The following is a 14,738-nucleotide window of genomic DNA, read 5'->3' on the forward strand; positions in this document are numbered from 1 at the left end:
AATCTATCACACCCCTCTTTTTTATTTTTTGCTTCAAATCAAAGTGAGTGAACAGACTGACATCACTTTGTTGCTTCGCTATTCTAAGCTAGCGATAAATTAAGCAAAAATCGCTAATAGTGTTTTAAATTTAAACTTTTTCATCGCGTTTCACTTCATCCCAGAAAGCATCCAACTCATCTAGGGAATAATCTTTTAATGTGCCACCAGCCTGCGCAACTTTCGTTTCTACCCCTTTAAAGCGACGCACAAATTTTAAATTTGCTTTCGCCAGGGCAACATCTGGGTCTTTACCAAGATGACGGGCTAGGTTTACGGTGGCAAAAAGTAAGTCTCCAAGCTCCAATTCAATATTGTCTTGGTTTGGTGAGGCTTGTAAGACTTCCTCCATTACTTCGTCAATTTCTTCATGAACTTTTCCGACCACAGGCCCTAAGGTGTCCCAATCAAAGCCAAATTTTGCGCATTTTTTCTGAATCTTTGTAGCACGAGAAAGTGGCGGCAGAGAGCTTGGTATTGAGTCTAGAATACTTTGTTCAGATTTGCCTAATTGTGCTTTCTCTTTGGCTTTTTCAGCTTCCCAATTCGCATTAATTTGCTCATCAGAATCAAACTCAACATCGGAGAAAACATGTGGGTGGCGACGAGTTAGTTTTTCATTGACGGTTTCAACAACATCAGAAAAATCAAATAACTCTTGTTCTTTGGCTAGCTGACTATAGAAAATGACTTGAAATAGCAAGTCACCCAACTCTTCTTTCAAGTTTGGCCAATCTCGGTTTTGAATCGCATCCACTACCTCATACGTTTCTTCAATCGTGTGTGGCACTATGGTGTCAAAACTCTGTTTCAAATCCCAAGGACAGCCGCTCTCTGGATCACGCAACTTCACCATGATTTGTTCTAACTGTTCAATTGGATGACTCATTTTCTGTTCCTTTAAACCTTTCTATCTAAAGAAAAAGGTGAGCAGTCAAAACCACTCACCTTCTACATTATTTTATTTTCTCAGCGGCTTTCACTAAGTAATTGTTACTTTGACAAGGCAACAAGTTTTCGCGACTCCTGAGCATAGCTCGCCTATGTGATGGAGCAAGAAAACGCAGTTAACGCAGTAAAAGTGACAAGTACGACGTGAAAGTTAGCCTAAGCGTTTCACCGACATAACATCTTTAATTTGTTCCACTCGCTTTGATACCCGTGAAAGTACTTCAACATTGGTCACTTCGAGATCGAAATCCAAAATTGAAAGTTGAGTACGGTAATCAACCCTACTCTTCATGCTATTCACTTTCACTTTTTCGTTAGCAAATAATGTGGTGATTTCTTTTAATAAACCGCCACGTTCCATCGCCTCTACACGAAGTGTTAGCATGTATGAACCGGCAAAACCACTTCCCCACACGGTATCTATAATTCGCTCAGGAGCATGATGGCGTAGCTCTTCTAGCTGTTCACAATCAGCTCGGTGAACAGAAATACCTCGACCTTGAGTAATGTAACCACAGATTTGATCTCCGGGAATCGGTTGGCAACAACGAGCCAGATGATTCATCAAGTTATCAACGCCCTCCACAACCACTGCATCTTTATTTGGTCGTGTTGGTGTGGATGGTTTGCTCTCAGCTTCTAACAATTTTTCGAGCGCTTGCTGGTCTTCTTCTTCTGCGGTCGGCTTATTCACCAAGGCATTAATATGATTAACAATTTGGTTAATTCTTAAATCACCACTACCGATACCAACATATAACTCATCAGCAGTGTTCACATTGAAGCGCTTCAATGCATATTGCTCAGCATGTTTCAGCGTCGCACCGATTCGGCTTAATTCGTGCTCGAGAATTTCACGACCCGCTTCTAGATTTTTCTCACGACTTTGCTTACGGAACCATGCATTAATTTTGGCGCGTGCACGACCAGAAGTCACGAAGCCTAGTGACGGATTCAGCCAGTCACGTGATGGATTCGGCTCTTTTTGTGTGATGATTTCAACTTGATCGCCCATTGATAGTTTATGGGTGAATGGCACTATGCGCCCTGCCACTTTAGCACCAATACAGCGATGCCCAACCATCGAGTGAATATGGTATGCAAAATCAAGTGGTGTTGCGCCCATCGGTAAGTCGACTACGTCACCGCGAGGAGTAAAGGCATAGACACGGTCATCAAATACTTGGCTACGAAGTTCATCCAACATTTCGCCAGAATCAGACATCTCTTCTTGCCAATCAATAAGCTTACGCAGCCAAGTGATCTTTTCATCGTAACCGCTGCGACCTGCACTGCTACCCTCTTTATACTTCCAGTGTGCCGCCACGCCCAATTCAGAATCTTCGTGCATGTCTTTAGTACGGATCTGAATCTCAATAGTTTTACCTTCCGGCCCCAAAACGACGGTATGTATCGATTGATAACCGTTTGGTTTAGGGTTGGCGACGTAATCGTCAAATTCACTCGGTAGGTGTTTGTATTTAGTATGAACTATACCTAATGCCGCGTAGCAATCTTGCAGTTTGTCAGCGATAATTCGCACAGCTCGAACATCAAAAAGCTCATCAAACTCCAAGCCTTTTTTCTGCATTTTGCGCCAGATACTGTAGATGTGTTTTGGACGACCGCTCACTTCAGCATTAATACCCGTGGACTGCATTTCCTCGGTTAAGTCATCGACAAAATCTTTGATGTATTGCTCGCGCACGATACGACGCTCAGACAATTGCTTAGCGATCTGTTTATAGGTTTCAGGTTGTTGGTAACGGAATGCGTAATCTTCGATTTCCCATTTCAGCTGACCAATGCCGAGACGGTTCGCCAAGGGTGCATAGATATTGGCACACTCTTGTGCTGCGGCTCTACGCACTTCATCCGGCGCTTTTTTAACTTCAATAAGGTTGCAGATTCGTTCAGCTAACTTAATGACCACGCATCGAAAATCATCCACCATCGCTAACAGCATGCGGCGCACATTATCAACTTGAGAAGAGGCGGCGCTGCCCTCTAGTGTAATATTGAGCTGCCCAAGAGCAGCCATTTCATCCACCCCATCAATCAGCTTAATGATCTCATTGCTGTACAACTCTTCAAGCTGCTCTCGACCAAGAGCGCCACTGGAAACAAGCGGGAATAACTGCGCCGCTATTAACGTCGCTTTATCCATCGATAGCGTGATCAAAATTTCGATCATTTCTCGACCACGCCAAAGTAGCAGAGTAGCTTGCTCGTTACCTTGCAAGAAAGTCTCACACTGGTGATAAACTTCCGTTAAGCTCTGAGCGACTTTGGGATCTTGTTTTAAGCTAACAATCCACTTGTCTAACTCAAACTGTTCGTCTTGATTCAAATGTGCGCTTCTTACCGCAACCATCTTCTCGTCCTGTTATATTTGTTATGTTTGACTAACCATGTCTTCGTTAAATAACGCCTGGTTAGCTTTTCTTTGAAGTCTTCACAAATAACGCCATCGACTCTAGATGACCGGTATGAGGGAACATATCCAACATACCTAACTTCTCTAACTGGTAACCTTGGTTTAGCAAGCTTTGACTATCTCTGGCAAGGGTAGCAGGATTACACGAAACATAAACCACTCTTGTCGCTCCTAAACTCGACAATTGCTCAACCACGCCACTCGCCCCCGCGCGCGCTGGATCAAGGAGTACTTTACTAAACTGCTCTTTTGCCCAAGGTTGTTGAGCTAGAGTTTCTTCTAAGTTTGCTTGATAAAATATTGCATTATCAAGATGGTTAAGCTTGGCGTTTTCAGCCGCTTTATCCACCATACTTTGAATACCCTCCACACCAACAACGCTGTTCACTTGTTGAGCGATAGGTAAACTAAAGTTACCCAAACCACAGAATAAATCGAGTACGCGATCTTGTGTATCTAATGCGAGCCAATCTATCGCTTGTGCCACCATTTTTTTATTTACTTCCTGATTGACCTGAATAAAGTTATTTGGTTCAAACGGAATGGTAACACCCGACTCTAGGTAATAAGCTGCATCACCTGACACACGATCTAATTGCTCATTACTTGGCATCAAATATAGCGAAGCATTGTGGCGCTCAGCAAAAGCCATCAATTCACTCTTTTCGTTCTCAGCTAGCGGTTGTAAATGACGCAATACAATCACATTCGTGTTGTCGCCTTTAACTAACTCCACATGACCTAATGCTTCAGGGTGAGCGAAGCTTTGCAGTAGTTGATGTAGCTCTGGCAACATATTATCCAGTTCAGTGACTAAAACTGGACAGTGATTAACAGTAACAATTTGTTTGCTTTGTTTCTTACGGAAACCAAATTGAAGTTGTCGGCTCTTTCTATCAAACATCAAGCTAATTCGAGCTCGTCGACGATAAGCTTGTTCATCACCAATAATCGGAGCATCAAGCTCCAACGTTTGGCCCGCAAACTTTTTCATTAGCTGGCTGAGAGTTTGTTGTTTATTACTCTGCTGCTGAGTGATACCAAGATGCTGCATATTACAGCCACCACATTCGTCATAATAACGGCAGAACGGTTCAATACGCTCTGCGCTTGGTTTTTGAATTTTAATTAAATTTGCGCGTGAGAATTTGCTTTTGCTCTCAGTTAACTGGATGAGTACTTGCTCACCTGGAAGCGCGCCTTCCACAAACACAGGTTTGTTGTTTTGATAGGCAATACCGGCACCATGATGATCCAGTTTTTCGATCACCACCGATTGATGCTTGGAATTGAGTTGTGTTTTCTTCTTTGGTTGGAAAAAACGCGCCATGTTCTGTGCCTGTAATTTATTGCTTCAAAATGCTATTCAGGCGTCATCTTTTAGAACCTGAATCATTGTGTGAACCGAATGAGTTGATTATGCTTATCGTTTAGACGGTCTTATTTTGCCCAATATCAGCCTTTGATTAAAAATCGCCTAGGCTGTCATGGTAATCTTGGATCTATTTTCCCATATCCATACCACGATGTTTAGACAATAATGACCAGATATGGCTTGCGCGCCCGCGTTATTTCACTGACTCTCGCCCCTACCTTAATTATCGGATTGATTTTAAGCGCTATTTTCTCTTTTAACCGCTATCACGATCTAGAAAGACAGGTAATTAATTCCGGTTTTAGTATTATTGAACCCTTGGCCATCGCCGCGGAAGAAGGGCTTAAGAACAACAGTCGAGAGTCTGTAAGACGCATTATTAGTTATGCGCACCGCAAAAACTCCCGCTTTGTTCGTAGTATCGCAGTGTTCGATTACAATCATGAACTTTTTGTAACCTCAAACTTTCATCCAAGCTTTGAATCTTTAATGTTCCCGCGCAATGCGCCAATCCCGCTATTAGTCGATTCAGATATTCAAGAAAACACCTTGGTATTACGAGCGCCTATTATCAGTGAGTCTGGCATTTTTGCGTCACCAAACAGTCAAGAAAGCACTCCTGCGCTTGGTTATGTTTCTATCGAGATAGATCTTTCATCTCTACGCCTACAGCAATATCAAGAAATTTTTACCGCTTTCATTGTGCTACTGTTTGGTATCAGCCTCTCTGCCTTTTTTGCTTTCCGTTTAATGCATGATGTCACTCGCCCGATTTCTCATATGAAGAATATGGTTGATCGAATTCGTCGTGGGCACCTCGATGTGCGTATTGAGGGGAAAATGCATGGCGAATTAGATTCGTTGAAAAATGGTATCAATGCGATGGCGGTTTCCCTATCGGAATACCATGTAGAGATGCAGCACAGCATTGACCAAGCGACATCCGACTTACGTGAAACTCTCGAGCAGTTAGAGATTCAAAACGTCGAACTGGATATCGCAAAAAAACGAGCACAAGAAGCTGCTCGCGTAAAATCTGAGTTCTTAGCCAATATGTCTCATGAACTTCGAACGCCACTCAATGGTGTGATTGGTTTTACCCGTCAAATGCTCAAAACCAAGTTAACCAATAGCCAAAATGATTATCTACAGACTATTGAAAAATCGGCGAATAATTTACTGACTATTATCAATGACATTCTCGACTTCTCTAAACTTGAAGCGGGTAAGCTCGCACTTGAGAATATTCCATTTGAATTCCAAGAAGCACTAGAAGAAGTCGTGAGCTTACAAGCCACCAGCGCACATGAGAAAGGGCTTGAGATTACCCTTAAAATCGATCCTAAGATCCCGGTTGGCCTTGTCGGCGACCCGCTTCGAATTCAGCAAGTGCTTACTAACTTAGTCGGTAACTCAATTAAGTTTACTGAGCGCGGTAATATCGATATTAGTATTGAAATGCGCTCACAAAAAGAAGATCACGTTGAGTTGCAATTTATGGTTCGTGATACTGGCATAGGTATATCTGAACGACAACAAGCTCAACTATTCCAAGCCTTTAGCCAAGCTGACGCGAGTATTTCTCGTCGCTATGGTGGTACAGGGCTTGGTCTTGTTATCACCCAAAAATTAGTGAGCCAAATGGGTGGTGAGATTAGCTTAACCAGTCGCTTGCACCAAGGGTCGACATTCTGGTTTACGTTACGTCTTCACTCGACTGAAATGCCAGTAAGTGACTTAATTGAAACTCAGGTACTTAATCAACGCTCTCTGTTACTCGTTGAGCCAAATTTACAAGCAGCATCGGTCATCCAACAAACGCTAAACCAGCATGGATTACTTGTCACTTACCGCTCTACATTGCCAGATGATGCCTCTAACGAGCTTTCTGGAGAATTGGAACGTTACGACTATATTCTGTTGAACTTAGCACCAAATAAAACCAATGCCGTTGAGCGCGTTGAGAAATGGGTAGAAAAAGCACGTAAGCTTGCGCCCCATGTCGTCATTGGTATTCCAAGCACGGCGCTCGCGTTGTCGGATCATTTGATTCAAAAATATCCGGTTCACTGCATTACAAAACCACTATCACGCAAAAAATTGCTGCAAACCTTAGTCGCCAATCAAGACCGTTTACCGGAAATTGAGATCATTCCACAGCCGGTCAATCGAGAGACCTTACCTCTCACTGCAATGGCGGTGGATGATAACCCAGCAAACCTAAAGTTAATCAGCGCCCTATTAAAAGAACGCGTTGAGAAAGTCATCACTTGTAACAATGGCTTAGACGCCGTGAAGCAAGCAGAGAAGATGCACTTTGATATTATTTTGATGGATATCCAAATGCCGCATATGGACGGGGTTACTGCCTGTGCCAAAATCAAACAAACGGCACTCAATAGCAAAACACCAATTATTGCCGTTACCGCACACGCAATGAGCGGAGAACGGGATCGTCTATTGAAAGCTGGAATGGATGACTATCTGACTAAGCCAATTGAAGAACACGTATTGCAACAAGTACTGATGCATTGGAATCCACATACCAGTAAGAATGAGCTAGAAAAATTAGATATAGCTAGCCAACCAGAAGCATTGGTGACGAGCCACTCTACTAATAATGAACACAGTAATATGATTATTGATTGGCAATCGGCTCTTAAGCAATCGGCGAATAAAGAAGATCTCGCTAAAGATATGCTTAGAATGCTTGTAGAATATATTCCTGAGGTTAGTGCGATTATTGAGGGGGCATTGGAAGATGACCATTTCGATATAACGCAGCTGATTCATCATGTCCATACTCTACATGGCAGTTGTTCTTACTGCGGAGTACCTAGATTGAAGAAAGTATGTGCAACAATTGAACAAGCTCTACGTTCAGGCAGCTCGATTGAGGATATTGAGCCGGAGTTATTTGAATTAGAAGATGAAATGGAAAAAGTGACTGCGAGTGCGGCCCCATATATTGGTGAGTTAAGCTAGCTAATCAAGACTCATAAATGACAGTCGCCATTGCATAATGGCGTTCATCGGAAATAGACAGGTGGATACTCTCCACCTGTTTTTTTTGTGCTATTTCTAGAGCTTTGTTGGAAAGCGTTAATTCGGGCTTACCGTATTCATCATTAGAAATATTGAAGTCATGGAATGTCACCCCCATCGCAATGCCTGTTCCAAGCGCCTTCGAGGCTGCTTCTTTGGCCGCAAAACGTTTTGCTAAAAAACGCCCCTGTTGCTTTAATGAATGAAATTTTGCCAGTTCACTATCCGTAAGAATACGACGAGCGAATGCCTCACCACTTCTTTCTAATGCTTTTTCAATACGGGTAATCTCTGCAATATCAGTACCCAATCCAACAATTGCCATCTTTATTTTCGCGCAGCTACAATCAGAGCTTTCATATCAGCTACTGATTTTTCCAAGCCATCAAATACCGCACGACCAATAATAGAGTGACCGATATTCAGCTCATAAATTTCCGGGATCGCGGCAATAGCAGCTACGTTATGGTAAGTTAAACCATGACCAGCATTAACGATAATACCTTGCTCTGCTGCATAGCTAGCGCCAGCTGTAATTCTTTTCAGCTCATTGAGCTGTTCTTCTTCCGAAGTCGCATCAGCATAGTGGCCAGTGTGTAATTCAATGTATGGCGCACCACATGCTTTAGCGGCATCAATTTGGGTACGTTCAGCATCAATAAACAGAGAAACTTTAATACCTGCTGCCGTTAATTTTTCTGTGGCTGCTTTAATTTTCTCCAACTGACCCGCGACATTAAGACCACCTTCCGTCGTCAACTCTTCACGTTTTTCCGGTACTAAACATACATACTCTGGTTGAGTTTTCAGAGCGATGTCTACCATTTCGTCAGTCACTGCCATTTCCAAATTCATACGTGTTTGGATAGTTTCACGTAGGATTCGAACATCACGATCATTAATGTGACGACGATCTTCTCTTAAGTGAATAGTGATCCCATCAGCGCCTGCACGCTCTGCAATTTCCGCTGCATGCACTGGGTCTGGATATTTAGTACCACGTGCATTACGTAATGTTGCGATATGATCAATATTTACACCTAGGTAGATTGAGCTCATTTTTCAATACTCCTTGCTCCGGGAACTTCTCGCTTTATTCGAAATAGTTCCCTGCTTTTTAATGGTTTACCGCCAAGATACGGTTTCAATGCTATTCGTGTAAAGCGCTTTGCCGCTTTCAATTGCTCTTTTGTGGTAAAGCGCCGTTCACTGATTGCGATCAGCTCGTCACCGAGGAACGTCAGATTATCTCTTCTTACCGATGCGATAAACCCCCTCTGCTCACGATATCGATAAGTCATAGTAGAATCGACTGGCTCACCAGTCCCAGCGCAGTGTAAAAAATCAACTCCATAGCCTAATGAAGACAATAAAGCTAATTCAAAGCGACGCAATGCTGGTTCAGGGTTTTCATTTTGAGCGAGTTCAGTCAACGCATGAAGATAATCATAGAAAAGAGCGGGCATCGGCACTTCTGCCATTAAAATACGACCAATCAACTCATTTACGTACATTGCTGAGTAAAGTGAGATACCACTAAGTGGCAAACCTAAGCTAATCGGTTCAGCTTGTCGCAACGTCTTCATTGAGCCATTGCCCGACCATTTTAGAAGTAATGGCGTAAAAGGTTGCAGCGCTCCTTTTAAATTTGAACGCTTACCTCTCGCTCCCTTGGCCATCAAAGTGATTCGACCGTATTCTTCAGTAAATACATCCAGAATCAAACTCGATTCACTGTAAGGTCGACGATGAAGAACAAAACAGCGCTGTAAGCCTTCAGAAGACATTTCCTACCATCCAATTGCAAAATAAGGAGCCATAGGGCTCCTTATTATTACTCACATATCGAAGCAAAGTTTGCTTACTGCTCGTAATTATAAATCGTCGATGTAACCTAGAGAGCGTAATGCACGCTCATCATCAGCCCAACCTGATTTCACTTTTACCCAAGTTTCTAGGTAAACTTTACGGCCAAACAACTCTTCCATATCTAAGCGAGCTTCACGACCGATTGTTTTAATCTTGTCGCCACCTTTACCAATAACCATTTTTTTCTGGCCATTACGCTCAACAAGGATAAGTGCGTTAATATGGAAACCGTCAGTTTCAGGGTTGTAGTCAAAACGTTCAATTTCAACTGTCACTGAATAAGGCAGTTCTTCACCAGTAAAGCGCATTAATTTTTCACGCACGATTTCCGATGCCATGAAACGCTGAGAACGGTCAGTCACATACTCTTCAGGGAAGTGATGCGTCGCTTTAGGTAAATGGTCACGTACATGCTTACGCAAGACATCTACATTTTTACCTTGCTTAGCTGAAATTGGCACAATATCGACAAAATCCATCTTTTGTGACATTTCTTGCATATGTAACATAACATCATTACGGTCTTGGACGTTATCTACTTTGTTGATACATAGCACGACTGGGAAATTCGCATTTCGCAGTTTGTTCAGTACCATTTCGTCATCGGCGGTCCAATGGGTACCATCAACAAGGAAGAATACCAAGTTAACATCACTCAGTGATGAACTCGCCGCGCGGTTCATCAAACGGTTAATGGCACGTTTCTCTTCAATGTGTAGCCCAGGGGTATCCACATAGATTGCTTGATAACCACCCTCAGTATCCACACCCATAATACGGTGACGGGTTGTCTGTGGTTTACGTGAAGTGATCGAAATCTTCTGACCCAAGATGTTATTCAACAAAGTGGATTTACCCACATTTGGGCGACCAACAATAGCAATAAAGCCACAATGTTGGTTTTCTGGAGAACTCGGTTTACTTGGTGTATCAAAATACGCATCAAGATCGAATTCGTTGTTATCTACTGATTCAGCCATTAGTCAATTGCTCTAGTGCAGTTTCTGCAGCCGCTTGTTCTGCCTTGCGGCGGCTGGTGCCTTTACCAATTACAGGGGATCCAACACCTGCTATTTCACACGCTACAGTAAACTCTTGGTTGTGTGCTTCACCTTTAATATTAGTCACTGTATAGACAGGTAGTGGTTTTCTTCGACCTTGAAGAAACTCTTGCAGGCGCGTTTTCGGGTCTTTTTGAGATACACCTGGCTTAATCGCGTCTAAACGCGTTTTATACCAGCTCAAAATGATCGTACGAGCCATTTCGATATCGCTGTCTAAGTAAATAGCACCAATAATGGCTTCAACCGCATCAGCAAGAATCGAATCACGACGGAAGCCGCCACTTTTCAACTCACCTGGACCTAATTTTAAGTAATCTCCCAGATCGAACTCTCGACCTAGTTCTGCAAGCGTATTACCACGCACCAAGGTTGCGCGCATACGACTCATGTCCCCTTCATTCACTTTAGGGAAGCGATGATAAAGATCATCAGCAATGACAAAACTTAAAATTGAATCGCCCAGAAACTCAAGACGTTCATTGTGTTTTCCATTAGCGCTGCGATGAGTCAGCGCTAAGTTGATAAACTCGGCATCACGGAATTGATAGCCGAGTTTTTTCTCTAGTTTTGCAATAGGAGAATTCATACTCTCTCGATTTAATTAGTTAATACCACCGATGCGGTTGAAACGCACATCAGTTGGAATCCAAGTAGGCAGAATGCTGTTTGCATCTCGATCAAATTCAAAACTGATCCAAATACCAACGGCCTTACCCACTAGGTTGGCTTCTGGAACAAAGCCCCAGTAGCGGCTGTCAGCGCTGTTGTCACGGTTATCACCCATAACAAAGTACTGACCCTCTGGAACAACCCATTCATTGACACCGTTGCGAGGTTCATAAGCCTCAACTCGATCTCTACGTAAAGGATTGATCAAAATTTGATGTTCTTTGGCTCCGAGTTTTTCATCTAGTTGAATCATCGGCACACCATTTTGGACAAATGGACTTTCAATAACGTTAGACAATTTAACTGGTTTGCACTGACTCTCACCTTTCGTTTGAATACACAGATCTTTGTCGCTGCTATAACGAACGGTATCACCTGGTAAACCTACTACTCGTTTAATGTAGTCAATACTTGGCTGTGGTGGGTATTTAAAGACCACAACATCGCCACGCTCCGGTTTCCCAGTTTCAACCAACTGTGTACGCCAGACTGGATCTTTCAAGCCATATGCGTATTTCTCTACCAAAATAAAATCACCCACCAATAAGGTCGGCATCATCGATCCTGATGGAATCTGAAACGGTTCGTAGATAAAGGAACGTAAGATCAATACAAACGCGATCACTGGAAAAATAGAGACGCTGTTTTCAATCCACCATGGCTGAGCTTGTGCTTTCTTTAATGTCAGCGCATCTAATCCATTGGTCTGTGCTTCAATCTCTGCAACATGAGCTTGACGCTTCTTCGCAAAAACCAGCTTTTCCAATAGCCAAACAATGCCAGTTACTAAAGTAACAATAACCAAGAGCAGTGAGAATGTATTCGCCATCAAATTCCCTTATCTAAAAATGCGAAAGTGAAAGAGCCGAGACCCTTTCACTTATCTTAACTAGCGAGCGCTGGGTAAGCTCCCAGCAGTCTAATCTTTACCAACGTGAAGAATAGCTAGGAACGCTTCTTGAGGCAGTTCTACGTTACCGATCTGCTTCATACGTTTCTTACCTTCTTTCTGTTTCTTCAACAGTTTTTTCTTACGGCTGATATCGCCACCGTAACATTTTGCGATTACGTTTTTACGTAACTGCTTCACGGTAGAACGTGCGATGATATGGTTACCAATCGCCGCTTGAATTGCGATATCAAACATTTGACGAGGGATGAACTCTTTCATCTTCTCAACCAATAGACGACCACGGCTTTGTGATTGGTCTTTGTGAGTGATGATAGCCAATGCATCCACTTTGTCGCCGTTCAATAGTACGTCTACGCGTACCATGTTCGACATTTCAAAACGTTGGAAGTTGTAATCCAGTGATGCGTAACCGCGTGATGTCGATTTCAAACGGTCGAAGAAGTCGAGAACCACTTCAGCCATTGGAATATCGTAAGTCACAGCAACTTGGTTACCGTGGTAAACCATGTCGACTTGCATGCCGCGTTTTTCAACACACAAGGTAATTACGTTACCTAGGTAATCTGCTGGTACTAAGATGTTACAACGAGCAATCGGCTCACGCATCTCTTCAATGTCATTGATTGCCGGCAGTTTAGCTGGGCTATCAACATACACGGTTGTACCGTCAGTTTGAATCACTTCGTACACTACTGTTGGTGCTGTAGTGATAAGGTCTAGATCGTATTCACGCTCTAAACGCTCTTGGATGATTTCCATGTGCAGCATACCAAGGAAACCACAACGGAAACCAAAGCCTAGTGCTGCTGAGCTTTCTGGCTCATAAAATAGTGACGCATCGTTTAGGCTTAATTTGCCTAGTGCATCACGGAAGTTTTCGTAGTCATCAGACGATACTGGGAACAAGCCAGCGTATACCTGAGGCTTCACTTTTTTAAAGCCTGGTAATGCTTTTTCACAACCATTTTTCGCGAGTGTTAGCGTATCACCAACTGGTGCACCCAAGATATCTTTGATACCACAAACCACCCAACCTACTTCGCCAGTATTTAGCGCTGTGGTGTCGATTTGTTTTGGCGTAAAGATACCTAGACGATCAACACCCCAAACTTGGCCAGTACTCATCACTTTGATCTTGTCGTTTTTCTTGATTGAGCCGTTTTTAACACGAACCAATGAAACAACGCCAAGGTAGTTATCAAACCATGAGTCAATGATCAGCGCTTGTAGCGGTGCATCAGGATCACCTTCAGGAGCAGGGATTGCAGCAACAATGTTTTCTAGAACATCATCCACGCCTAAGCCTGTTTTTGCACTACAACGCGTTGCTTCCATCGCATCGATACCAACGATTTCTTCAATCTCTTCCGCTACGCGCTCAGGCTCAGCAGCAGGTAAGTCGATTTTGTTTAGAATCGGCACGACTTCTAGGTTCATTTCAATAGCGGTGTAACAGTTTGCCAATGTTTGCGCTTCTACGCCTTGGCCTGCATCCACTACTAGCAACGCACCTTCACACGCCGCAAGCGAGCGAGATACTTCGTAAGAAAAGTCTACGTGCCCTGGAGTATCGATGAAGTTTAGTTGGTATGTTTCACCATCTTTGGCTGTGTAATCCAAAGTCACACTCTGTGCTTTGATTGTAATACCGCGTTCACGTTCAAGATCCATTGAATCAAGAACTTGGGCCGCCATTTCGCGATCGGATAAACCGCCACAAACTTGGATCAGACGGTCAGATAGGGTCGACTTACCATGGTCGATGTGGGCGATAATCGAAAAGTTACGAATGTGCTTCATAGATTTAGGGTGACTAACTCTTTTAAATAGGACATAAGAAAGCCGTCGTTTGACGGCATTTCAATCAAGTTGGAGGATTCTACCCAATTTCTAGTCGCTTGGCACTAGCTAATTGGTTCTCCCAAGATCCTCAGTAAGGTGACTTGCTGAGATGAACGCTGTTCAATGTGTCGAGATAATTGTTTTGCTATGTAAATTCCCAATCCGATACTCAGACCAGACAACAAAATAATCGCCCCCTCACCAAGACCAAATGCAGGGGCAATAAACCAATTAGAAACCAATGCACCAATAATAAGTGAGAACAGCGGTACTAAATAGACAATAGCAGCCGACTGCAACAAATGCTTTTCTGGTAGGCCGATTTCAACCACTTGTCCAACCTTGACGGTTTTAGACGTCAATAGATGCCAATGTAGTGATTTTGCACCTACAGCTTTCGACACAATTCCTGTACCACAACTTTTCTGTGAGGCACAGCCACTACAGCTAGTTTGCTGTTCACAGCTGAGTTCCACATCAAAGCGATTACCTTGAGCATTCACAGCTGACACGGTCGCTAATGCTGTCATCATA

The 14,738-nt window shown here is 43.1% G+C and carries 12 protein-coding genes; 1 reads left to right on the top strand and 11 read right to left on the bottom strand.

Annotated elements, in window-relative coordinates; genetic code table 11:
• Positions 1-130: 130 nt before the first annotated feature.
• From mazG to rlmD, 3 genes are all read right to left on the bottom strand, one after another.
• Positions 131-928 carry a nucleoside triphosphate pyrophosphohydrolase gene (mazG, locus tag DZ860_RS13105; RefSeq protein ID WP_120031979.1) on the bottom strand — a complete coding sequence of 266 codons (798 nt, stop codon included), beginning with the start codon at positions 926-928 and terminating at the stop codon, positions 131-133.
• A 213-nt stretch (positions 929-1,141) separates the two neighbouring features.
• Positions 1,142-3,364: a GTP diphosphokinase gene (gene relA, locus DZ860_RS13110; protein ID WP_120031981.1), complete on the bottom strand. Its 2,223-nt coding sequence runs from the start codon at positions 3,362-3,364 to the stop codon at positions 1,142-1,144.
• A gap of 61 nt (positions 3,365-3,425) precedes the next feature.
• Complete coding sequence (gene rlmD / locus DZ860_RS13115; RefSeq protein ID WP_120031983.1) at positions 3,426-4,757, bottom strand: 23S rRNA (uracil(1939)-C(5))-methyltransferase RlmD; 1,332 nt, start codon at positions 4,755-4,757, stop codon at positions 3,426-3,428.
• A gap of 210 nt (positions 4,758-4,967) precedes the next feature.
• Between rlmD and barA the strand changes: the two genes are divergently transcribed.
• Positions 4,968-7,787, top strand: coding sequence for a two-component sensor histidine kinase BarA (barA, locus tag DZ860_RS13120; protein ID WP_120031985.1), 2,820 nt, complete (start codon positions 4,968-4,970; stop codon positions 7,785-7,787).
• 4 nt (positions 7,788-7,791) lie between these two features.
• On the opposite strand, the gene acpS is transcribed toward barA, so the two are convergent.
• From acpS to DZ860_RS13160, 8 genes are all read right to left on the bottom strand, one after another.
• Positions 7,792-8,172, bottom strand: a complete 381-nt coding sequence (gene acpS, locus DZ860_RS13125) for a holo-ACP synthase (RefSeq protein ID WP_120031987.1) — start codon at positions 8,170-8,172, stop codon at positions 7,792-7,794.
• A 2-nt stretch (positions 8,173-8,174) separates the two neighbouring features.
• Entirely contained in the window at positions 8,175-8,906 is a 732-nt protein-coding gene (gene pdxJ / locus DZ860_RS13130; protein WP_120031989.1) for a pyridoxine 5'-phosphate synthase, read from the bottom strand.
• Positions 8,903-9,634: a DNA repair protein RecO gene (gene recO / locus DZ860_RS13135; RefSeq protein WP_120031991.1), complete on the bottom strand. Its 732-nt coding sequence runs from the start codon at positions 9,632-9,634 to the stop codon at positions 8,903-8,905. Before recO ends, pdxJ begins: the two co-directional genes overlap by 4 nt.
• Positions 9,635-9,721: 87 nt before the next feature.
• Positions 9,722-10,696, bottom strand: a complete 975-nt coding sequence (gene era, locus DZ860_RS13140) for a GTPase Era (protein WP_120031993.1) — start codon at positions 10,694-10,696, stop codon at positions 9,722-9,724.
• Positions 10,689-11,366 (bottom strand): ribonuclease III, encoded by a 678-nt coding sequence (rnc, locus tag DZ860_RS13145; RefSeq protein ID WP_120031995.1) that lies wholly within the window; start codon positions 11,364-11,366, stop codon positions 10,689-10,691. Before rnc ends, era begins: the two co-directional genes overlap by 8 nt.
• A 15-nt stretch (positions 11,367-11,381) precedes the next feature.
• A complete protein-coding gene (gene lepB, locus DZ860_RS13150) occupies positions 11,382-12,278 on the bottom strand; it encodes a signal peptidase I (RefSeq protein ID WP_120031997.1) in 897 nt (298 codons plus the stop codon).
• 90 nt (positions 12,279-12,368) lie between these two features.
• Entirely contained in the window at positions 12,369-14,162 is a 1,794-nt protein-coding gene (gene lepA / locus DZ860_RS13155) for a translation elongation factor 4 (RefSeq protein ID WP_120031998.1), read from the bottom strand.
• 104 nt (positions 14,163-14,266) lie between these two features.
• Positions 14,267-14,737 (bottom strand): SoxR reducing system RseC family protein, encoded by a 471-nt coding sequence (locus DZ860_RS13160; protein WP_120032000.1) that lies wholly within the window; start codon positions 14,735-14,737, stop codon positions 14,267-14,269.
• Between the last annotated feature and the right edge of the window lies 1 nt (position 14,738).

Source organism: Vibrio sinensis (assembly GCF_003605645.1).
Taxonomy (GTDB): Bacteria; Pseudomonadota; Gammaproteobacteria; order Enterobacterales; family Vibrionaceae; genus Vibrio; species Vibrio sinensis.

What these genes read in the sequence shown, in the direction of transcription:
- era (WP_120031993.1), bottom strand. Translation starts at nt 10,696, where the DNA reads ATGGCTGAATCAGTAGATAACAACGAATTCGATCTTGATGCGTATTTT.
- acpS (WP_120031987.1), bottom strand. Translation starts at nt 8,172, where the DNA reads ATGGCAATTGTTGGATTGGGTACTGATATTGCAGAGATTACCCGTATT.
- pdxJ (WP_120031989.1), bottom strand. Translation starts at nt 8,906, where the DNA reads ATGAGCTCAATCTACCTAGGTGTAAATATTGATCATATCGCAACATTA.
- mazG (WP_120031979.1), bottom strand. Translation starts at nt 928, where the DNA reads ATGAGTCATCCAATTGAACAGTTAGAACAAATCATGGTGAAGTTGCGT.
- rnc (WP_120031995.1), bottom strand. Translation starts at nt 11,366, where the DNA reads ATGAATTCTCCTATTGCAAAACTAGAGAAAAAACTCGGCTATCAATTC.
- lepB (WP_120031997.1), bottom strand. Translation starts at nt 12,278, where the DNA reads ATGGCGAATACATTCTCACTGCTCTTGGTTATTGTTACTTTAGTAACT.
- rlmD (WP_120031983.1), bottom strand. Translation starts at nt 4,757, where the DNA reads ATGGCGCGTTTTTTCCAACCAAAGAAGAAAACACAACTCAATTCCAAG.
- recO (WP_120031991.1), bottom strand. Translation starts at nt 9,634, where the DNA reads ATGTCTTCTGAAGGCTTACAGCGCTGTTTTGTTCTTCATCGTCGACCT.
- DZ860_RS13160 (WP_120032000.1), bottom strand. Translation starts at nt 14,737, where the DNA reads ATGATGACAGCATTAGCGACCGTGTCAGCTGTGAATGCTCAAGGTAAT.
- relA (WP_120031981.1), bottom strand. Translation starts at nt 3,364, where the DNA reads ATGGTTGCGGTAAGAAGCGCACATTTGAATCAAGACGAACAGTTTGAG.
- lepA (WP_120031998.1), bottom strand. Translation starts at nt 14,162, where the DNA reads ATGAAGCACATTCGTAACTTTTCGATTATCGCCCACATCGACCATGGT.
- barA (WP_120031985.1), top strand. Translation starts at nt 4,968, where the DNA reads ATGACCAGATATGGCTTGCGCGCCCGCGTTATTTCACTGACTCTCGCC.